This is a genomic window from Candidatus Dadabacteria bacterium (assembly GCA_026705445.1).
Lineage (GTDB): Bacteria > Desulfobacterota_D > UBA1144 > Nemesobacterales > Nemesobacteraceae > Nemesobacter.
In genome coordinates, this window is the sequence record JAPPAR010000011.1 from 37,988 (window position 1) to 59,503 (window position 21,516).

The following is a 21,516-nucleotide window of genomic DNA, read 5'->3' on the forward strand; positions in this document are numbered from 1 at the left end:
GCTCTCTGCAGGCGTAACGGGCTCGACATGCCGGAATAGTATTCTATATGATACTATAAATTTGACAAATCCTTGTGTATGTTCAATAATAGCATTGCGGGAATAAAAAGAACATGGCTAAGCCGAAGCGACGTTACACACAGAAGACATTAAAAATTCTGTTTACCCTGAGCGGAAACCAGTGTGCGTATCCCGAATGCGCTAATAATATTATTGAACCAGCTACCGAGTATTCCCCTGAACTAGTAACTGGACAAATAAGCCATATCTATGCGATTAAAAAGAAGGGTCCGAGGGGAAAACCGGGATTAACGCAAAAGGAACTGAATTCCCCAGAAAATCTTATTCTGCTTTGTCCGAACCACCATGCGGTAGTGGACGGCCAGCATGAATCCTATCCCGCCGAAGAGCTTAAGCACTGGAAGCGTGAACACGAGGACAGGATGTGGAATCAGCGTTTTTCCGATCCTGATTTATTTTCCCGCATACGAATTCCTACGGAGCTTGTTGACGAGAAAATTGAAGAGGAATTGGGGAAGCTTCGAAAATCGCGGTTTTTTGCGGGCTTTGACAATGTAGGTTCCTCACTGGAACTTGCGAAAAGAATTGATAAGGGGAATCTCTCCCTGGGGAGCGCATCCGTAAGGAGCAGGGCGCTTGCGTGGTGCGCAAGATTCCTGTCTCTTAGGGAAACATCAGAAGAGGCGGAAAGGTGCCTGGATCTGGCAAAAAGTCTTGATACCTGCGTGGAAACCACAATTGCGGAAGCTTTTCTCTCCTCGAATAAGGACGGAAAGAAAGGCGCTCTAGGGATTCTGGCCGACCTTGATCTGCCCATGTCCCGTTCTGCCATGCTTATGATAGTAGCGAACCATGAAGGCGGGCGGGCAGCCGTTGACTGGCTGAGGACTGCCGGCATTGAAGCGACCAAACTGGATTCCGACGGCAGATATTTTCTTCTGAGCTTGCTGCTTGAGCTTGCCGAATGGGAATCCGCCCGCAGGTGTGTCGATGGGTGGACCGACGAGAATATCGACGAAGCTCCGGCGCTCTATTACATGATGGGGATGGCCTGCCTGCTGAGAACAGTACCTGAAGAATTCCGCACTTCGGTGTTCAGGCAACCGCCGTTTTATGCGAGGGATTTTTCGCTGGCTTCGGACGAAGTGTCAATCAGTGAGCGGCGGAAAGCCCGAAATTATTTCATTGAGGCGGGAAATGTTGCCTGGGATATGAACTATTCTGAAGCGGCGAAAATATGTGAAGAGTACGCGCTTTGGCTTGAGCTTACAGACCCCGATAAATCGAATGAAGGAAAACGGCGGCTGGAGACCATGCTTCGTGACCCGAAACGCGCTCTTGGAGTTGTTCACCTTGCACTTGAATTCGGAGTTGATCTGGGTCGCCAGAAGGTTGAGCGGGAAATAGAGAAACAGACCGCCCTGCGGGGCGAAGTCACTTTTGATGCCGCGAGAGCGCGGCTTGCTCTTATCTTGGCGGATAAGAACCCTGAGAATATCGTCAGCAAGATAGAGCGCTACGGGGATGAGCTTGAACGTTTATCAGGCAGCAGGTTTGTGCTGTCACTCAAAATCGAGGTGCTTTGCCGGGCCGGTCTGCATAAGGAGGCTAAGGAATGTTTCGATACGCTCAAGCGGGAGGGACTTTCGAAAGCCGAATGTAAAAAAGTTCAGGAAATGATTTCCGCGGCGGAAAAAGACGATACGGTTGAGTTTGCGAAGAGGCAGTTCGAAGAGACGGGTTCCCTGAAGGACTTGAGAGCGCTAGTTCTCGACCTCGAGTCCGAGGGCAGGTGGGAAGACCTTTGCAGATACGGAGAAGATCTTTTCAAAGAGACCTCCTCTTTGCCGGATGCGCAGAGGCTCGTTAATGCCTTCAGCAGAACGAACAGGACTGGAAAGCTCGTCGAGTTTATAAAAGCGAACAAGAATCTGATTGACCTTGATCAGTCTGGAAACCTACGAAGGGCTTATTGCTGGGCATTGTATCGCGAAGGCGAACTTCTTGAATCCAGATCCGTGTTAGAAACGCTGAACCATTATCAGGATGAAGAAAGCTACCGCGTATCGAGGATCAGTCTTTCGGTCTATTTGGGGGATTGGAACAAACTTCCCGCCATCATTGCCGATGAGTACACAAACAGGGACAAAAGAACCGCACGGGAATTAATGGAGGTAGCCGGGCTTGCCGTAAGGTTGAAGCTGCAGATTGCGAAAGAACTCGTAACCGCAGGTGCCGAGAAAGGGGAAGACGACATTGCCGTGCTGTCTACCGCCTACTTGCTGGCTTCGGAAGACGGCTGGGAGGATGACCCGAAAGCGATTTGGTGGCTCCGGAAAGCTGCTTCGCTCTCCGGTGACGATGGTCCGATCCGGTCGGTTTCGTTTAGAGATATGGTCAACCTGAATTCGGAGTGGAATCAGCGGAACCACGAAATCTGGAGACTTTATGTCTCTGGAGGAATTCCGATATTGCTTGTCGCTCACTATCTGAACAGGTCCGCAGTCGAACTGACGCTTTTTCGTGCTCTGGCCAACCTGTCGGAGATGGACCCGAGGCGAAGAGGGATAATTCCGGCGTACAGCGGCAGCAGGCCTCCGGCGCGCCTTAACACCGGTGAAGCAGTTGGATTTGACGCCACTGCGTTGCTCACCTTGGGTTTTCTGGGTCAGGATTTGCTTGAAAAAGCTTTAGACGCTTTCAAAACGGTTTATATCCCCCATTCAACGCTTGCGTGGCTTTTTGAGGAAAGAGAGAAGGCTGGTTTTCATCAGCCAAGCCGGATAAGGGATGCGCACAAATTGCGTGATCTGCTTGCCACGCAAAAGATCGAGAAACTTACGCCCAGTGCCGTTCCTGAAAGCGACCTGTGCGATCAAATAGGCGACGGTCTGGCCGTCCTGATAGCCGAGGCGGAAAAGAAACCATTGCATGACGATAAAATCCAGTGCCTAGTTGTCATGTCATCTCCGGTTTACCGGGTTGCGTCCATGATGGAGGAAGAGGCCGACTTGACGGGGCATGAGCATGTGCTTTGCAGTTGCGGGTCTTTTATCGATAAACTGCGTGAAAAAGGCAGAATTACGGAGAAGACCAGGAGAAAAGCGCGTGACTATATGCGGATTCATGAGAAAGATTGGCCGAGCCAGCCGGAAATAATGGATGGAGCGGTATTGTATCTGGACGACTTGTCCGTAACTCATTTCCTGTATCTCGGAGTGCTTGAAGAACTGCAGGCCGCAGGTTTCAGGCTCGTCGTTTCCCCGGGAACCGTGTCCGAAGCGGACGAGTTGATTTCTTACGAAAATATTTCCGATGAAGTCGGCAGTATTATAGAGATCATACGTGCTGTACTGAGTTCCCGGATAAAGTCGGGCAGAGTAAGGCTGGCCAGACATTTCATAACCGATGAGACGGACGACCCGCTGCTGCGCAGGTACCCGATAGCCGACATGTTTTCCTTGGTCGGCGACTGCGCCGCAGTCATCGTGGATGACAGGTGCATAAATCAGAATGCCAGCATCAGCAACAAGGGCATCCAGGTTCCAGTATTTACGACGCTGGATGTTATTGATGAACTGGTCTCATCGGATTCAATAACCCAGGAAGACAGGTTTGAGCATAGAGCCCGGCTTCGTCGGGCAGGGTATTTCTTTGTTCCCGTAATTCAGCATGAACTTGAGCACCATCTTGCCGCTTCCGCGGTAAAGGAAGGCAAAGTTGTCGAAGTGGCTGAGCTTAAGGCCATAAGGGAAAACATACTTTGTATTCAGATGAGCGGATGGCTTCAGTTTCCCAAAGAGCATTTCTGGGTGGATACGTTCCTGACAGCCTTTGTGCTGACCCTCAATGACTTATGGAGTGCCGGAAAAGACCTGTCAAATGCGCGGGCTTTTTCTGAATGGATCGTTGAATCGGTTGACATGCCGGGCTGGTTTCAGAACCTTGCCGACAAAAACAAAGACAGCATGAACCCGGCCGAATATGAGGTGCGAGGAATCAGGATGTTCATGATCTCGACCGGGGTGTCGCCCGAAGTTTTGGAGGACTACTGGGCGTGGGTTGAAGATCGAATTCTGGCAGGGATGGAACAGCAGCGTCCCGAACTGCATTCCCGTATTCTTGAACAGTACAAGGAGAGTATCCCCAAACTGGTGGAAATGGAACTGGCTGAAAAGCCTGAGATCAGAAACGATCCGGAGGCTCTGTCCGGGTTGGCGGATGCGGCGTTGCACCTTGTGCCTCCTATGTTTCGGGAACCCCTTATTCAGGAATCAGGTTTTTGCGAAAAGTACGGCCTCAAGACCTATCAGGCTGCTTCCTTCGGAACGCCCAAGATCCGGTTTCAACATTCCGGATTGTGCGCCGCCGCCCGGAAAATTCTTTCGGGCAGATCCTCCGCGCAGGTCACGGACGAGGATGGTCGGAAGTGGGAACTGAAGAATGTGAACGGGAAGGGTCAGTTGCCGGAACTCATGCTTTTTCATGAAGACGGGATGTATCCACTTTCCCTTGGGTTTACTATGCTTTCCCCGAAAAGAAAAAGGTTGCGTTTTTTCGAGGAATTCGCCTCCGCGTTTAATCTGCCGGAAGACGCGCGGGACATGTGGAGAAGCGTTCTGGAAAAGCGCGCTATTGAAGAGAGGGAGATCAAGGCGTTCGAAGACGATTTTATCAATACGCCGGCAGACATGGCGCAGTCCATACATGGAGTTCTCGCGAGCGGGACAATAGATGTTCCCTTTTTAGTTCCGTCCTCCGAGAAATACTTCGAGAGACTGGTGGGGAGATATGACGGGAGCGCCACGGTGGAAAATTACGCCGCTGCCAGTGCCGGAAACCTTTTTCGGGGACTGTCCGCGTGGCGGCCATACGAAGGTTTCCTGTTAAGCCTGCTTCTGTCGTCGCACTCAGCCCTGACGGATGAAATACAGGTTGAGCGTCTGGATGCGGACGCACTTGCCCACGCTTTCGACTTTCTGGAAAAACATGGAGACAGGCTCTCGCAGCTTGGGGCGGTTGAAGTCGGATTGCGCGTTGTTCAATCGAGACCGGAAATCGAGCCTGTTCTTGTTAAGCTCGTCAAAAAGATTCGTGATGATGATGTCAACGGAGAATCCAGCGGTTTCAAGCATCTCCAGGCACTGTTCTGTCTTGTCGATGGAGAACTTTCAAGAACCCGTCTGTTTTCTTCGAAACCGCCTTTCTACAGAAGACTGGCGGCATTGTCCCAAGCCGCGTTAATTAATCGTCAGATGGCGAATTCACGCGCCGATATCGATTCGTTCTGTCAGTCGGCGTTTGTAATCCGTGGGGGGGAGAGCTATGTGCAATCACTTGTTGATATGCGTCTTGAGCCTCGCTGGATTCCGGGTCTTTGGACTCCGGCGCAAATCAAGGCGACTTTCCTCGGTCGTGTTATGGCGGCGGGGGTGAGATACAGACAGAATATCGAGAATTCCGAACTGTACGGCCTCGTTCTGGGAACCGGTCCCGAGAGCCTTCACTCTGTAGGAATTCCTTTTTATCATTATCTGCCCGGGCCGTTAGAAGGGAATCTGGAACTGGCAGCAAGCTTGCCACCGGGGGTGGGTATTGCCATAGAGGAACAACTAAACTCGGATAAGCTTAGCCCATTATCGTTCGGTGCCCTTGTGAATTCAGGACGGAATTTTCTTATCGGCCCGCATCAGACAGAACTGGCTGTAGAAGCTCTCAAACGTGCCGACTATCGAATTGCTGACCTGCAAGACAGGTCGCAGCTTATCGCTGTGCTGGACGGATTGGCTGCGGTTGCGGCAACTGCGAGAAGTCCTAATCTGGCGGACGAATTGCGAATCCTTGTGCGTAAATACAGGCATGATGTCCAATATCCTGTGCTGGTAGTGGAGGATGTCCAGATTTGCCTTATGGCCGCCGCAAGCCGTACCAGCCCGGATGAGTGGATGGCGTTTGTCAGTGACTGGATGACGGAATTGGCGTTCGGCAAAATGAAAAGCGAAGACGCAGGACTGCTCTATTTACAGTTGCTGTATCTTTGCCGGATAGTCCCTGAATTACGGGTTTCCTGCGATAATGCCTGGGCTGCCTTGAAGGCTTTACAACGCCCTGCCTGCTGAATTGAAATTCGAGGGGAGTTATGAATGAATTAATCTTGGTGCGTAGGGAGCCACAATCATCTTAGAAAGATCAGAGTCATTATATGGTATTGTCTAATAAAGGTGGCGGTGAGTTGAAGAAAAGCAGATGTCAAAAAAACGGCGCGACAGGCTGTTTGCGAAAATCAGTGGAAGTACCAAGAATGTTACGTTTAATGAACTGATAAAACTGTTTGAGATGTTTGACTCCGAGATTGAACCGCCTAGGAGAGGTTCTCACTACAAGATTAGATTAAAAGCATACAGACTGACGTTGCCGAGACCACATGGGAAACACGTGGATGAGGTATATGTCAAAAAAGCGATTTCTATGTTTGAGGAAATTATAGAGAATGAGGAGTAAAAAATGCGGAAGAAGGTCAAAGACTTGGATTACTACATGAACCTGAGGTATGAGGCAAGGATACAGAAAAGCGAAGCGGGCTATTTTGCGGAAATACCAGATCTGCCGGGTTGCATGACTTTCTGTGATGAGTTCGACCAGCTTGAAGAGATGATCGAGGACGCTAAGAAGGCATGGTTTGAAATGAGCATTGAAGACAATGTGGAAATCCCCGAACCCAAGGAAGACAAGGACTTCAGCGGAAGATTTCTTCTCAGGCTGCCCAAAAGTCTTCATAGAAAACTCTCGAATCAGGCGGAGAGGGATGGAGTAAGTTTAAACCAGCACATTCTGAATCTGCTTTCGGAGGAATCTTCTGCCCTGGAAACCGTGATCAAGATAAAAACCGCAATTACGGACGCGGCCGAATCCGAAAAAGTTAAACAATCTTTTTCTTCCGAGACTTTTAGAATGACAGTCCCGCTGTCTCCCGCACCTTTACGGGACGCTTTCGGTTGCAAACTTGATATGACGGAGTCTTTCCCGGATTTTATGGATGTGAAGGCAGGTTCTGACACGAATAAAGCGACAGCGGATTATCGTCGGACGATTCAGCTTTTTGACGCTGCTGAATTTTCACACCATGAGTCGGATTGGGAAGAAACTTTCCCCCTTCAATTCGGAAGCCAAGAGACACTTCAAATCTTTTCATCATTAACAAAGGTTGCAACTCCCGGCATCCGTGCGAAAGCGAAATCAGAAGACAGCGGTTCCGAACGAAAGCGAACACCCGATCTTTTTCTGTCTTATATGCAAGACAGATTTTTATACATCCTTCAGGACAGATGAAACCGAAAGTATCGGCGAGGTCGACGATCAGATCATAGCTGAGATCGGGCGTCCCAGCTAGTGGAAACTTGGGTGACTCCAGAACAATGAAATCCAGCGACCAAAAATTGATAAATCCGCTTCTCCTCAAGCTACACACGCAACGAATTGAAGAGTTGCTTTCGGTGTTCCCAATGCTCCACGCAGTCGAAGGCACACAATTCATTTCACTCTGGAAGTATCTTGAAACGCGTCCACAACGATTTTTCTCCAAGGATGCCTTCCAAGTGTTCTTGGATAAACTAATCGAGCTGGACAGGGAACATAAAAATGCTCTTCTTCAAGTGTTGGATGAACACAATGCCCAGATTAACAACGCCTATAGACATGTCAACGAGATATGTGCGTTTGATTGGCACGATGAGCAAGTACGGAGTAGAGACGACTATGGACGGCTCATTTTCATCGATCAAGACATACACCCTGCTTATCTCCGGTTAGCTGAAGCTGTCTTTCGACCCTTGCTGCGAATCGTCGCATATTTTTCCCGATTGGACCGAGGAAAAAGCGTTGAAGATCTAGACTTATATCAGATTGTCCAAGAACTAGAATCTACAAACTTTCGAAGTTTACTATCTCCATATGATCATTTGATGCGAAACGGCATAGCCCATGGAGGAGTAACCTACTCGGCGGATAGCGTTATTTATGAAGACAAGAAGAGCAACCGGCAAGAACTCGACAGCAATAGTATTATTCGCAAATTCGATGACTTATTGGATGTTTGCAATGGTCTCTTGCTAGCCTTCTCGATATTCATTTTTACTCGGAAAGACGACCGCTATAGGTTGCCGGTAAATTTGTTGATAGAGGAGTTAAGGGCGGAGACAAAAACACCGTATTGGGAAGTTGGCGGCTGCTTGCCATCGACACAAATCAATGGAACTCAGCTAATAATCTACGCCCGTATAAACACCATGGATGAGCAAAAGGTCTACTTCTCTCTTTTTCAAACGGCAATAATGGTCGAGAAGATTGCCCCGGGTTATGATCGCTACTTTTTCTCCCTTCGTTCTGAGAGACATTTACCTGGATTTGCGGCGTTTGACGGTGGCAAACTAGCCGAGCATAGAGTGAATAATAGTCAACTAGAGCAATACAGCGATGTCCTAGAAGACAATCTTTTATTTTTCGTTCCGAAGTTACGTCTCCCGAGAATATGGAAAAAGCTGGAGACTCTATGGCTGTCCTATAAGATTCATAACCCATCGATAGCTTCTGATATTCGTCAACAACTTGGGTGGATCAATGTAGCTGTCAGGAACACGGAAATACACCGGAATGCTTGGGGAGCTGTTCTGAACGCGGACGTAGTGGTCGCACGAGAAGTTGGCATCGTTGATCAGAGGCTCATTAAGCGGAGTTGCCGTAGAGTGGTAAAGAAGGCCCTCAAGGAAGCTAGACGAAAACTCTCTTTCCTTAACGTGTGTCGGTATTTACCGCTTGGCTTTTGTAGGATTTCTGTATATCAAAGGGATTACCGGGCCCGCAGGCTTTCAGGCTTCGGTCTGGGAACGGACCTAATTTGCACTGTTCAAGTGCAGCGCATCAGACGCATCAGGTCGCCTGATATAGTGGGTGCGACGGTTGAGATTGCGGGCCGTTATAGAATAGCTTGGAATCGGAGCTGGTTGGAGGAAGTGGCCAGGTGTACAAACGATATGTCTTTATAAAGGCGTTTTTGTTTGCCTGTCTTAAAAAATGATATGGCCGGTCAATTGACCAAAATCAAATTTGCAATATATTTTAAAAACAAGTATCGGCGGTAAGAGATAATAATGTTGAAACAGGAAATACTTGTTCAAATAAGGGATTATCTCGTCTCCAATCAGGATGGAGACGAGATGTCGCAAGTCGACACGCGTGCCCTAGAAAGAGGGGAACTCATACCGTCAAAACTAAACCCCGGGGAGTCTCTTGAGTATATTGATCAAATCAGAAGAGAAGGAACGATTTCCAATGTTAAAATAATTGATGCCGGAACCTTTGGCGACGCGTACGACAATAATTCTAAACTGGTAATTTACTGGGTGAATAGAAAGGAACTTTAAATGGCAGAAAAAACCACCGAAATCGACCTCAACAAAGAAACCATAAAGGTGATCGGTTATCGGGAAGACGGCTTGTGGTATGCGCTCGGACTGGAAGTCAGCGTCTTAGGACATGGGAAAACCTTTAAAGAAGCCGTGAGTTTGCTTGAGGAACTGATTCAGGATCAGATTGAGTTCTGCAATGAAAACTCCATGTCGTATCATTACCGGTCCGAGGAAAAATATTTCCAGTTGTACGAGGAACTAAAAAACAGGGAATCAAAAACTAAGAACGCGAAATCCGATAAATCCATCCTCTATTCACTACCCACCGAAAACCAACGGCCGAAGATAGGTCATTTATCCATTGGTCGTTCCGGCACTGCTTCAAGATAAAGTTTATGTCCAGCTCCAAGGTTTATTCCTATCATGAACTCGTCAAGAAGATTCGAGATTACGACGGTCGGTTTGAAATCCGACACGGGGGGAAACATCCGAAAATCTATCATCCGGATGTAGACGGCAGCAAAAGATCTTTCCCCATTCCTTTTCATGGAAAGAACAAAGCCGTTCCCAAGGGTTACTACAAAGAAATAATAAGGCGATTCAATTTGCCGGGCGATTTTTTTGACTGACACATAGGGATTAAAAATTGATATTCTTTTCGCTCCCCGCCATGGAAGAGAGAGCGAAAGAGCGCCGAGGTCTTGGCTAAATATCTTAAACCCAAAATTGTGGTTGTCGGAGAAGGACCATCCGAGCATTTGGATTATTACAGTTACCGCTTCCCTCAAAGCGAATCCGTGTGACCCAAGTCCATGCCGGGACACACGGTGTCGCGCACCGCGCGCTTTAGCTCCTTTATCTCTACCAGTACCATTTCTGCCTTTACCCCCTCGCCCGAGGCGCCCACGCAAAGCCGCCTCCACAGTTGATTATAAAGGGACTGAAATTATATACAATTCTAGACGTGAACAGGTGCAATCGCAGACAAACCGGGTATATATAGAGCAATGATAAAGACCTACAAATGTCGCGCCAAGCTGTCTGTCGCAGGACACCAGAGGCTTGGGGAGATATTCAGATTATCCGCGGAACTCTATAACGCGGGTCTGGAATCCCGTATTGACTGCTACAGAAAAACTGGCAAAAACCGCAGTTTCTTTGACCAGTGCAAGGAACTCACGGAGGTAAGGGCAAGTATTGCGGAGTTCAATGAAGTTTCCGCTATTTTGTTCCGCGGCGTTCTCTCAAGACTTGACAAAGCGTACAAACAGTTTTTCAGGCATGGAGGTTTCCCTCGTTTCAAGAGTTCCAAGCGTTGGCGGACAATAGAGAAAAACGACCGGTGCTGTAAGATGCTCAAGCGCGAGGGGCGGAATCTGGTTCTCAAGGTAAAGGGGCTTCCCCGCATTGAAGTGAAGACGGAGCGGGAGCTGCCGCCGAACGCATTGCTGAAAGCGATAAGGATTACAAGAAAGCCTTTGCGCACGGAAGTTGGTTTATCGTATGAAATGCCGACCCTGGAGGCGAAACCAGTGGTGAACAATCCCGCCGGGATAGACACGGAAATATCAAAGCGCCTCACTCTGAGCAACGGGGAGACTGTAGAGAAGCGGAAAGTGGACAGGCGCAGGTTAATACTGCTACAGCGTTCTGCATCCCGCAAGAAAAAGGGAAGCAACAACAGAAGGAAGGCGGTTTCGTTGTTGGCAAAAGAGTGGCAGAGAGTGACAGACAAAGAGAGGAACTACCTGCACAGGCTGACTTCGGAGATAGTGAGGACATACGATTTTATAGCGGCAAAGAGACTTGAAACGAAAAAAATGCTCGGCAACAGGCAGTTGGCAAGGAGCATACAGGAGCAGACTTGGGGAAAGTTTGCCGTGCTGCTTAACGAGAAGGCTGAAAGTGCCGACGTTAAGATGGTGGCAGTGAATCCCGAGGGAACTTCGCAGGAATGCTCAAGTTGCGGAGCGGAAGTTAAAAAAGAGTTGTCTGCAAGAGTTCACAAGTGTAATTGTGGGCTTGTATTGGACAGGGACACAAATGCGGCAATTAATATCCTTCATCGAGGTATCTCGATTGCGGGTGGGAAACTCAAGCAGTCCCGCATGGCCGGAAGGATGAAAGAGAAGCTGGAGATTGCTCCGGTTCGGCCAAGAACAGTATATGTCTAGCAATGTATGCAAATCCCATTATAAAGGCAAACGAGATATACTCAAAGGCAAGGGAAGCTTTTCCCCGAATCGAACTTTTTCCCGAAGGGAGGCCAAAGAAAATGAAAACCGGAATCCTGCTCGCAACACTTGTCTTTTCCTGCGCGCTCTTTCTCGCGCCCCACGCTTCCCGGGCTGCCGACAGCGCTAAGGGACAGGAAATCTACAACGTCTACTGCGCTACCTGCCACGGCCTCACGGGGCTTGGCGACGGAGTCGCGGCCGCCGCTCTTGACCCCAAGCCGAGGGACCTCTCGAGCGCCGCGATCCTCGAGACCTATACGGACGAGTACCTGGTTAACGTGATAACAAACGGCGGAGCGGCGGTCGGCAAGTCCCCGATGATGACCGCCTGGGCCGGGATAATAAGCCCCGAGGACATAGACAACCTGGTGGCGCACATAAGGCAGAACCTCTGCAAGTGCGAGTACAAAAAGCAGTAGCATAAAAAAGCGCGGTCCCCTCTCAGTAAAGACTCAGTAAGGAAGCCGCGCCCTTTTCCTTATATATAAGCCCTCAGACTCCCTTTTCCTCAAGACCCGGGGGAAGTTCTCCGTAATAGGGAGAGTCCTCCTCGTACATCTCAAGGACCCTCTCCTTGGGCATGTCGCACATATCTTCCGTGAAACCGAACATCCTGCATATGTGGCGAAGCTCCTCCTCCCTTCCCGGAAGCGGGTCCATGGGCTGTATCAGTTTCTCCCCCTCAAGCTCCTTCCGCACGTCCTGGTTCTCGGCAAGCGGAGTTCCGTACTCGTTTGAGTGATAGAGCCTGTCGAACCTCTTCCTCGGTCTCTGCCCAGGGTCCTCGGCCGCATATCCCACCGTCATGAGCCAGATGGGAACTATGTTCTCGGGAGTCCCGAGGACATACAAAACGTGGTGGCGCACATAAGGCAGAACTTCCGCAAGTGCGAGTGCAGGAAGTAGGGAGAATTTGTCAGATTGATAGCGGCGTTGTTTTCGGCAACATCTTTTTTTTCTCCGAGAACCTCTTCCTTATATCAATTACGGCTTGAGTGATCTCTGCGGGCAGGGATTCGAGTTCCTCTCCCGTTTCCGCCCGCACCGCGTGCCAGAGCGGTTCCATGGTTTCAGTCAGGGCAGGATGGCTTTCCATTATCTGCATGACCTGCTGGCTCCAGCCGGCCGCCGCGAGATTGATCAGGGATTCCGTCAGACCATGCGTGTTCCAGCACTGTTGGCCGACGGCGACGGAAAGCGCTCGGTCAAGTTTTTCCAGGGCTGCCATCCAGTTCCCGCAGCGGGCCAGTACATCGGAGACCGCATGAAACGCGGCAGGGTCTTCCGGCATCAGCTCCGCTGCGCGGCAAGCGTAGCGTTTCGCTTCTTCCAGGCGCGCAGCCTCGTCACCCCCGAGAATCGCTTCCGCCCTGACGCGCCAGGCCTCGCCACACTCGGGGTCAAGCTCCACTGCTTTTTTGCAGCCCGATTCCGAGTCGTCATAATATCCCAGCGAGTTGGCAATATTGCTCTTGGTGGCCAGCAGTCTGGCGAATTTCCGACGCGTATCCACCGGGTCATCCACATAAACATATTCTGAAAACCGGTCGCAGGAAATGATCCAGTCTTCAAACCGCCCCAGTTCCAAGTACGCCGTGTCCAGAGCGAACAACGCCAGACCGGCACCGTAACGTAATGTTATCGAGTCATCGGTACGAACATATTGAGTGAAATTTTCCAAAATGGACACAGCTTCATCATAACGCTTTTGTGCGACAAGAGCGTTTCCTCTCTCGGCAAGCGTCTTGAGAAATGTCAGGCGTAACAATTCCGGATCTTCCGGACAGACATATTGCGAGACCTGCCGCCAGATCGCGAGAGCTTCTTCATGATGATCCGCTTCCAAGAGAAGTTTGCCATGAACCCGAATCAACTCAGTAGCTACATAGCGCAGGGGATGCGGGTCATCCTGGTTTACAAGTTCCCAAATTTTTGCAATAACGCTTAAGACATCGCCAGAATTTTCCAAGGCGAGAAGGACTCCAGCCTCCCCCGTCAGAGCTCCAAGCGCGCAAATCTGCAATTGTGCGGGGTCATCGGGACCGACAGCCTCGGTTACATGCCTGAACGCATCGAGGGCATCCTCAAAATGCCTTCTTCCCCTTAGTGCCGAGCCAAGAAGAACCCAAGCAAAAAGATTATCCGGTTCTCGCCTGATTGCCCCTCTGCACTCGGTTTCCGCCTCCACGAAGCGTTCAGATTGGAGTAGTTCGATGCCGCGACAGACCTTATCCGAAAAACAATCCAAACCTAGCTGGTAGTGCCGGGAAAGGTCCCGCACTATTTCGCCAAATGCTGACACGTTCGCGCCGATAGAATTGATTATCAGGCTAAAGGCCTTCTTCATCCAGTCTTCGCGTTCCGCGAAATCACTGTCGTTCGCCGCATAGGGGATCAGGGCTCCAAGCAGTTCAGGCGCCTCTTCATCCTTAGAGACCCCGCTGCTTAACTTCTCAAGAGTCGCCAGATACATCGACCGCATCGGAACCGGGCCGAACAGATCGTTGAGGAAGTCTACCAGCAGCTTCAGGCGTCGATATCCCCGCCGCGAGAAACGCAGCAGGAAGTAGATGTTGTAGAACCGGTCGGCAACCTCGTACCGGATACGCTTTTCCCTCTCTGGCCGCGCTTCCCTGGCGTATCCCTTGTCCACCAGCTGCTTGAGCTGGGCGCTTGTGTGAGATGAGGAAAGCCTGGCCGCGGCGGATACTTCCTTCGCGAGCATGGGACTCCATCCCTCCGCAAGGCAATGAAACACCTTTCGGGACTGTGTCGGCAGCTCCTCAATGCGGGACTTGAAGTACGGAGTCTGTTCGTCGATCAGCTGTTCTAGATCCTTGAACGCGGAACCGAGCGGCGACTCAACCAGAATTCCGTAGGTCAGCACCAGCAGCCGCGGGTTTCCTCCGGTCAGGCGGCGCATGGTCTCGATTCGCCCGCGTTCGCGGCTCAGTGTCTCGGCAATTTTAGTTTTGCATTCACGTTCTGCGAGGGCCCGGAAGATCTGAAGATACTCTTCGCGCCCAAGACCTTCCAGAAGAAAAACCCGGAAAAACTCGTAGAACGGTTCGCCGCGGTGCTGTATGGCCTCAAAGACGGCGTTTGCGGAACCGATCAGCAGTATCTCCGGATGTTCGATCAACGCGGCCCGCAAAGCGTGGACTTCGCGCTCATCACCCAGTTGTGAGAAAACGATGTCAAGATTTTCGACAAACAGAATCAGCCTCTTTCCGCTTTCTCGGGAGAAATCAATAAGAACCGAGAGCGCGTACGCGGCAAGGCGCTGCGGATCCTTCTCGTCGGCCGAAAGCGCTTCTGCCTTGTCCTCCCATCGGGAATCCCGAGTGGCGCGGGTCAGGTGATGCAGGGCCGTAAGCCAGAAATCCGCCAGGTCGGTCACCTGATAGCTTTCCTCGTGAAACGCCACGGGCTGCCATGCTTCTGCAAGATCGGGCGTTTCGCGTACCGCCTGGAGAAACCGCAGACCGAGGGTGGTTTTGCCCATCCCCCGCGAACCGACAAGCAGCATGTGCTGGCACGGTCGGTCGGTTTTCTGCTCGTCCAAGAGGCGAAGCATCTCAGTGAGGGTCTCCTGACGGGCGACGAAGGAAGCCTTGAGTTCTTCCGGGGAGAGTTGGGCCGGGTTGTAGATACGTCTTTGCTTCATGGCTCCATCCCCCCTGACCGGTTTTTCCGCCACCACTCCCTAAGCAGGTTCGATCTGAAACACACATGGGAGCCATCCCGCCGCACGTACCCGTCCGATTCCAGATTGCGAAGCGCCGAGAGAAGCTCGCTTTCGCCCTGCCGGGTCAGTTTCTCAATATCCGAGATGCGCGCACCGTCTCTCCGCCGACAGGCGTGATTGAGTATGTCGTGCGCCGCTTCCTGCTCGTCTGCGTCAAGCATGATTTCCAAGCGGGCTGCGTAATGGTCAAGATGAGGCGTGCCGCCAGGTCCCGTAAGCCTTTCCGTGAAGCATCGCTCTATTGCACTTTCGGAAACGCGCGAGGGGTCCCCATTGCAGGATTGGCGAAGGGTCGAAAAAAACAGTTGCAGGTGATAGGGAACCGGATCCGAGAGGAGGTCGAGAATTTGTGAGACGCTACGTTCGTCCATGCGGAAGCCATAACTGTCTCCAAGCTCCTCCAGAAACTTAACTGCGACATCCCGGTCCCATGAATCCAGCTGGAAAGGGGCCAGATCGTTTATTAATCCCGAAAGAGCAAAGCGTCTGAGAACGCCTTCAAGCCCGATGGACCCGCCGATCAGTGTGCACACCTTCCCGCGCATCTGCGGAGACTGGCGCCAGCGCCGGAGCCCGGACAGCAGCAACTCGACATCATGTTTTCCCTCGAGGGTTTTCAGCATGCGCGAGACGAGTATCGGAAACTCGTCGAGGATGATCAGGAGGCTGCGACCGGGATCCGGCAGACTCTCAAGACGTTCAAGAAGCTGATCCGCTGTACGTTTCCAGTCCCGGCCGATCGCCCTTTTGAGTTCAATGCGGACTTTTTCGATGCTGACGGAAACTTCGGAAAAGGAAAATGTGCTCTTGAGCGTGTCTACTACGGTCTTTGCGAACGGAATTTTTTCGATGCCTCGGCGGTACTCCGGGTTCACCGCCAGAGCGGCGACAATTGCCGCCAAGCAATCCGCCGAATCTTCGGCACCTTCAACATCCACATAAAAGACATCCCAGTTTTCCCGAGGTTCGCGACGAAGTTCCAACATGAGGCTGGTCTTCCCGACCCGTCGCGGGGCAAGCATCAGAACATGCTCTCCCTGCTCCAGTTTTTCCCATAGCAGTTCCAGTTCGGATTCTCGTCCGTAGAGGTCTTCGCCGATTACCGCCTGTCCTGTAATGTTTTGCATCCGCTCGACTCCCGTTCAGATCAGGATGGAAAACAGAATACATGACAAGGGGTTTTTTGGCAATAAACTTTTTGGCAAAAAGTTTATTGCCATAGGGGAATCCACAGAAGATGCTATCGTCGCACTTCCACGAAATCCAAGGCAATCATTCAGGTCCAGAAAACCCGACAGACGCACAGTCAGTTTTTCAGCACAGCGGAAAACGGCGAAACACTATACACCCAAAGCGTAGTCACCATCACTCATCGCCTTTCGCCCAAGGACATGTCCGCCACGCACTTTCCTAGCCTCGCTCGCTCATCAGAAGCTCCTTCTCCCGCAGCCTCCCAGCCACTTTTTTTTCTTCTCGCGCGCCCTTTTCCTTATTATATATAAGAGCTCAGACTCCCCTTTCCTCAAGGCCCGGGGGAAGTTCCCCGTAATAGGGAGAGTCCTCCTCGTACATCTCAAGGACCTTATCCTTCGGCATGTCGCACATATCTTCCGTGAAACCGAACATCCTGCATATGTGGCGAAGCTCCTCCTCCCTTCCCGGAAGCGGGTCCATGGGCTGTATCAGTTTCTCCCCCTCAAGCTCCTTCCGCACGTCCTGGTTCTCGGCAAGCGGAGTTCCGTACTCGTTTGAGTGATAGAGCCTGTCGAACCTCTTCCTCGGTCTCTGGCCGGGATCCTCGGCCGGGTATCCCACCGTCATGAGCCAGATGGGAACTATGTTCTCGGGGGTCCCGAGAACCTTCGGGAACTCAGCCGGCTTTCTGCCCGTGGCTATAAGGCAGCACCCGAGGCCCAGGTCAGTGGCCGCGAGCATGGCGTTCGCTATTGCCTGGCCCGCCTCGACCCTTAGAAGATCCTCCGCCCTGTCCTTGGGAAAACTCATGAGCCTCGGATAGGTGCTCTCGGTAAGTATCTTGTAGGTCCAGCCGTGAGCGGCGGTTATGGCCCTCGCGGGAAACAGCACCTGGAAGGTCTGTATGAGCTCCTTGTACCAGGCGTCTAGGTTTATGAGCCACGCCACGATAATCGGGGCCTGGCGCAGGTGAATCTCGTTAAAAGCGGATCCGCATTCAACTATCTTCTCGAATTTCTCCGGGGGATAGGTCCTTTTGTCTATGACTATCGCCTCGGTCGAGTTGCAGTTGCCCTGGCAGGAGCAGTAGCGCGCCGCCTGGAGCATCTTCTGTATTTTCCAGTCCTCAACCTCTTTCCAGGGCTTATAGAACCTAAAGCTTCTCCTGGTGCCCATTGCTTCAAAAACTTCCATGTGAAATCCCTCCTCTATCTCTGGTTTGTTCTCTAAAAATTTCTTCCCCGCCGCGCCTAAAGAGTGGTCCAGCCCCCGTCTATAACGAGATCGGAGCCCGTAACGTACCGGGCCTCGTCCGAAGCTAGGTAAAGCACCGAGTGGGCCACCTCCTCCGCCTCGGCCCTTCTCACAAGGGGAATCATGTCGGCCGCTATCGCGTCGAGCTGCTCCTCCGCGTCAGGAGGGTTCCCCATGAACTCGGGGTCCATCTTGGTCTTTATGTAGCCGGGACAGACGGAGTTAGTCCTTATGTTGTCTTTCGCGTGATCAAGGGCCATGCTTCTCGTTATTTGCCTCACGGCTCCCTTGGAAGCGTTGTACGCAACGCAGCCCTCCATCCCCACGATGCCGAGCACGCTTGAGTTGTTGATTATGGAACCCCCGCCGTGCTTTGCCATGAGCGGAACCACGTACTTGCTTACGAGAAAAACCCCCTTCACGTTTATGTCGATCGTGCGGTCCCAGACCTCGTTAGAGGTCGTTACCACCGTGCCGCCCTCAAGGATCCCGGCGTTGTTAAACAGTATGTCGACCCTTCCGAAATCTCCGTAGAAGGCCTCTACCACCCTCCTTACGTCATCTTCCTTGGAAACGTCCCCGGGATAGGCCTTTATCTCCCCGGGACCCGGGTTCTCGGCCACCACTTCGTCAAGCCGCTCCGCGGTCCTGGACATTATGCCCACGTTGGCGCCTTCTGCTGAGAACAAAAGCGCCGTAGCTTTTCCTATTCCCTCTCCCCCGCCCGTTATGAGCGCCGTTTTTCCATCAAGTCTTCCCATTTTTTCCTCCTTGCTTGTGTTTTAGAGCTTCTTCTCAACCTTTATATTATATAATAGGAATTAGTTTCAAGAGCCAAAAAAAACTTTATTTTTCACCCAAGTACATTTTTCCATATCAGGTAGCGCCGTCTAATTATCCGTGTGAATTCCCGAAAACATCCAAGGAAAATCAAGAGCAGAGCAGTTTATTAAGTACGAATAAGTTATCGCGTTAGGTATATTTTTATACGTCAACTTACCAACACTATTAAATGAGAATGCAATACGAGTGTTTGTGCTTAATGGCATAACCAAAACGATAAAACGGGAAACAACAATCTGGATATGAATGAGGTGCTGCATGGCAGAAAGCCTTCCTTTCGAGCCTGATGACTTGGACCAGAAAACCGTATCTCCCTTAAAGGAACTAGGGGCGTATGAAGCGTTATGGGATCAAAAGGGCATGTCCTTCAAAAAAATTTCCGAAATGCACCAAGGCCGCTGGGAATCGTCTCTTTCTGATTTTGTGGACGAAGCCATTGCCTACGAGTTTGCCGGTCGTGTTCGCAGTTTGTTCGACGAGTCTGGGATTGACAAGTTCGGCGTTTGTGTTCGTGGTACGGGAGAATACCCCAAAGGCCTCTATGACGCCGTTTATCCGGTTGAATTGCTTTATTTTCAGGGATTGTGGGGTCTGGTTTTCACAAGATCAGTTGCGGTCGTGGGTACGCGCAAGCCGTCCGAAAAGGGAGTTGCTCGTACGCGCCGCCTTGTCAGAAACTTGGTGGAAAACAATTTCACCATAGTTTCAGGGTTAGCTTCTGGAATCGACACCGTCGCACACACTACAGCGATTGAGTCTGGAGGCCGGACCATAGGAGTAATTGGCACCCCGATTTCAAAATTCTATCCAAAGGAAAATGTTGAGCTTCAGAAGAAAATAGCAAAGGAGCATTTGCTTGTAAGCCAAATTCCAGTATGCCGTTACTTGCGGCAGGGGCCGCGCGGGAATCGGCTATTCTTTCCAGAGCGTAATATAACGATGTCCGCACTTGCCGAAGCAACTATTATTGTCGAGGCTGGCGAAACATCAGGAACTCTGGTTCAAGCTGCCGCGGCTCTTAAACAGGGAAGGAAATTATTCATCCTTGATAATTGTTTTTGCAATTCCACTCTCACTTGGCCAAGAACTTTTCTTGAGAAAGGCGCTATAAGGGTTGCTGATTACGAAGATATAAGGAGACATCTTGGCTCTTAGGCTCTGCAAGATTGATGATCTCTTACGAAGCGATCATTTATATCTTACGGAAGATGATCATTGCTTTTTTTTTCGGGAATATACCGCAAACAAGAGCTACGATTACGGCGAAACTAACGACCTAATTCAGAATTTTAAGAAAGAGCTAGATAAAAAAGGTACATCTCAATGGAAATACAAGGGAAAGGCAATAAACAAAATAGCGGAAGAATTTCGGGAATCGTTAAAAGCGGAATGGTTTGAGGAATACACCTTAGTTCCGATTCCACCATCAAAATCAAAAGAAGACCCACTCTATGACGATCGTATGGTTCAAATGCTTAAGATTTTTGGGCAAGGGCTTAACCTTGATATCCGTGAATTGGTCCTGCAACGCGAAAGTACCCCACCATTTCACAAAATCACCCCTCGTCCACCTTGGGAAGACCTAGTTGATAACTATTACATTGACGAAAATATCGCAAATCCTGAACCGAAAAAGATTATTTTATTTGATGACCTTCTCACTGAAGGCGCACATTTCAAAGCTGCCCAACATGTTCTTGAGAAGAGATATCCCGGCATAATTACCAGAGGGGTTTTTATAGCACGACGAGTATATGCGGATGCCGAAGAAATTTAAGAAAGAACTCTGAAGCAACTCATATAGAGCTATAGGTGGCTTGATTAACGTATCTGCCGTAGAAATATACGCAGGAATATAAAGTGGTTGCCTTACAGCGTTGGAGTTCGGCCGCAGGGAAATCAAGAACTATTTCTTTGGCAGGATCGTATATAATAATCCATTATGAGCAACGGGAAATCCTTTATGATAGGTGGAGTCCGGCTTCAGGTTCTTTCCGAAATCCTCCACCGCAGTCACGAGGAGCTTCGCCGGGAAGACAGGACTTGGCAATGAAGGATCGTTTTCATGATTGAATACGACAAATTTCAAAATTCCCTGAAACGCCTTGAGGAACAGTACGGAAATTACCGTGCCATAGAGAACTCTGACCTGGATTCGATAATGTGGGAAGCTGTGGCCGAGTCGGTCATACACAGGTTTGAGGTCTGTTACGACTGCCTATGGGAGGTGCTGAGACGCCACCTCGCAGAGGAGCTCGGCGTTCCAGATGCCCCAAACAGCCCGAAACCTGTTTTCAGACTGGCCTTTGAAAACAACCTTCTCCCCTCACCGATCGAAAAATGGCTTGATTACGCAAACAGCCGCATCAATACAAGCCATGACTATGATGAGGGAAAGGCCAGAAGATGCCTTGGAATCATAAGCAGCTTTATTGACAATGCCACAGGTCTTTACGAAACAATGAGCGGAGAAACATGGAAACAGTAAAAGCTATTGATATCTCTTCTGAGCAGCGCGGCGTTCTTCTTGCGCTGCTTAAAAAGCATCTTCCGAATACCCGCGTCTGGGTATACGGTTCCCGCGCGAGGCTTGCCGCGAAAAAGAGTTCGGACCTCGACATGGTGGTATTTGCCGGAAGCGGACAGAGAAGACAGGTCGGCGATCTTCGGGAAGCTCTTGAACAGAGCGATCTTCCGTTTCGGGTGGACCTGTTCGTGTGGGATGACATGCCGGAGAGATTCCGGGAGAAAATTGAAGGTGACCACGTAACCCTTGTTTCCCCTGACCACTAAACGCAGGCGGGAGGGTCATGCT

General features: G+C 50.6%; 19 protein-coding genes. 13 read left to right on the forward strand and 6 right to left on the reverse strand.

Annotated elements, in window-relative coordinates; translation table 11 throughout:
- Positions 1-113: 113 nt before the first annotated feature.
- The 7 genes from OXG75_01900 to OXG75_01930 all read left to right on the forward strand — a co-directional run bounded on the left by OXG75_01900 (position 114) and on the right by OXG75_01930 (position 10,054).
- Positions 114-6,140 carry a hypothetical protein gene (locus tag OXG75_01900; GenBank protein MCY3624744.1) on the forward strand — a complete coding sequence of 2,009 codons (6,027 nt, stop codon included), beginning with the start codon at positions 114-116 and terminating at the stop codon, positions 6,138-6,140.
- Positions 6,141-6,267: 127 nt separating this feature from the next.
- On the forward strand, positions 6,268-6,522 hold the full coding sequence (locus tag OXG75_01905) for a hypothetical protein (GenBank protein MCY3624745.1): 255 nt from the start codon (positions 6,268-6,270) through the stop codon (positions 6,520-6,522).
- Positions 6,523-6,525: 3 nt separating this feature from the next.
- Positions 6,526-7,350, forward strand: a complete 825-nt coding sequence (locus OXG75_01910) for a toxin-antitoxin system HicB family antitoxin (protein ID MCY3624746.1) — start codon at positions 6,526-6,528, stop codon at positions 7,348-7,350.
- An 86-nt stretch (positions 7,351-7,436) separates the two neighbouring features.
- Positions 7,437-9,062 (forward strand): hypothetical protein, encoded by a 1,626-nt coding sequence (locus OXG75_01915; protein MCY3624747.1) that lies wholly within the window; start codon positions 7,437-7,439, stop codon positions 9,060-9,062.
- Between the two features lie 105 nt (positions 9,063-9,167).
- Complete coding sequence (locus OXG75_01920; GenBank protein ID MCY3624748.1) at positions 9,168-9,440, forward strand: hypothetical protein; 273 nt, start codon at positions 9,168-9,170, stop codon at positions 9,438-9,440.
- Positions 9,441-9,815 (forward strand): hypothetical protein, encoded by a 375-nt coding sequence (locus OXG75_01925; GenBank protein MCY3624749.1) that lies wholly within the window; start codon positions 9,441-9,443, stop codon positions 9,813-9,815.
- 5 nt (positions 9,816-9,820) lie between these two features.
- Positions 9,821-10,054, forward strand: coding sequence for a type II toxin-antitoxin system HicA family toxin (locus OXG75_01930; GenBank protein ID MCY3624750.1), 234 nt, complete (start codon positions 9,821-9,823; stop codon positions 10,052-10,054).
- A gap of 155 nt (positions 10,055-10,209) precedes the next feature.
- Here the strand turns inward: OXG75_01930 and OXG75_01935 are convergent, their stop codons facing one another.
- Positions 10,210-10,332 (reverse strand): hypothetical protein, encoded by a 123-nt coding sequence (locus tag OXG75_01935; GenBank protein MCY3624751.1) that lies wholly within the window; start codon positions 10,330-10,332, stop codon positions 10,210-10,212.
- Between the two features lie 100 nt (positions 10,333-10,432).
- Here OXG75_01935 and OXG75_01940 point away from each other — a divergent pair, with 100 nt between their 5' ends.
- Complete coding sequence (locus OXG75_01940; GenBank protein MCY3624752.1) at positions 10,433-11,599, forward strand: transposase; 1,167 nt, start codon at positions 10,433-10,435, stop codon at positions 11,597-11,599.
- A 101-nt stretch (positions 11,600-11,700) separates the two neighbouring features.
- Positions 11,701-12,081 carry a cytochrome c gene (locus OXG75_01945; GenBank protein ID MCY3624753.1) on the forward strand — a complete coding sequence of 127 codons (381 nt, stop codon included), beginning with the start codon at positions 11,701-11,703 and terminating at the stop codon, positions 12,079-12,081.
- A gap of 73 nt (positions 12,082-12,154) precedes the next feature.
- On the opposite strand, the gene OXG75_01950 is transcribed toward OXG75_01945, so the two are convergent.
- The 5 genes from OXG75_01950 to OXG75_01970 form a co-directional block, all read right to left on the reverse strand.
- The gene (locus OXG75_01950; GenBank protein ID MCY3624754.1) at positions 12,155-12,529 is read right to left on the reverse strand and encodes a hypothetical protein; all 375 of its coding nucleotides are present in this window, start codon (positions 12,527-12,529) and stop codon (positions 12,155-12,157) included.
- A gap of 49 nt (positions 12,530-12,578) precedes the next feature.
- Entirely contained in the window at positions 12,579-15,329 is a 2,751-nt protein-coding gene (locus OXG75_01955; GenBank protein ID MCY3624755.1) for an AAA family ATPase, read from the reverse strand.
- The gene (locus tag OXG75_01960; protein ID MCY3624756.1) at positions 15,326-16,537 is read right to left on the reverse strand and encodes a hypothetical protein; all 1,212 of its coding nucleotides are present in this window, start codon (positions 16,535-16,537) and stop codon (positions 15,326-15,328) included. The genes OXG75_01955 and OXG75_01960 overlap by 4 nt, the downstream gene beginning before the upstream one ends.
- A 379-nt stretch (positions 16,538-16,916) precedes the next feature.
- Positions 16,917-17,798 carry a nitroreductase family protein gene (locus OXG75_01965; protein MCY3624757.1) on the reverse strand — a complete coding sequence of 294 codons (882 nt, stop codon included), beginning with the start codon at positions 17,796-17,798 and terminating at the stop codon, positions 16,917-16,919.
- Between the two features lie 56 nt (positions 17,799-17,854).
- Positions 17,855-18,619, reverse strand: a complete 765-nt coding sequence (locus OXG75_01970) for a glucose 1-dehydrogenase (protein ID MCY3624758.1) — start codon at positions 18,617-18,619, stop codon at positions 17,855-17,857.
- 340 nt (positions 18,620-18,959) lie between these two features.
- On the opposite strand from OXG75_01970, the gene OXG75_01975 reads away from it, so the two are divergent.
- From OXG75_01975 to OXG75_01990, 4 genes are all read left to right on the forward strand, one after another.
- Positions 18,960-19,856, forward strand: coding sequence for a DNA-protecting protein DprA (locus OXG75_01975; protein MCY3624759.1), 897 nt, complete (start codon positions 18,960-18,962; stop codon positions 19,854-19,856).
- On the forward strand, positions 19,846-20,478 hold the full coding sequence (locus OXG75_01980) for a hypothetical protein (protein MCY3624760.1): 633 nt from the start codon (positions 19,846-19,848) through the stop codon (positions 20,476-20,478). Before OXG75_01975 ends, OXG75_01980 begins: the two co-directional genes overlap by 11 nt.
- Before the next feature lie 288 nt (positions 20,479-20,766).
- On the forward strand, positions 20,767-21,189 hold the full coding sequence (locus OXG75_01985) for a nucleotidyltransferase substrate binding protein (protein ID MCY3624761.1): 423 nt from the start codon (positions 20,767-20,769) through the stop codon (positions 21,187-21,189).
- Positions 21,177-21,494, forward strand: coding sequence for a nucleotidyltransferase domain-containing protein (locus OXG75_01990; GenBank protein ID MCY3624762.1), 318 nt, complete (start codon positions 21,177-21,179; stop codon positions 21,492-21,494). Before OXG75_01985 ends, OXG75_01990 begins: the two co-directional genes overlap by 13 nt.
- Positions 21,495-21,516: the final 22 nt, after the last annotated feature.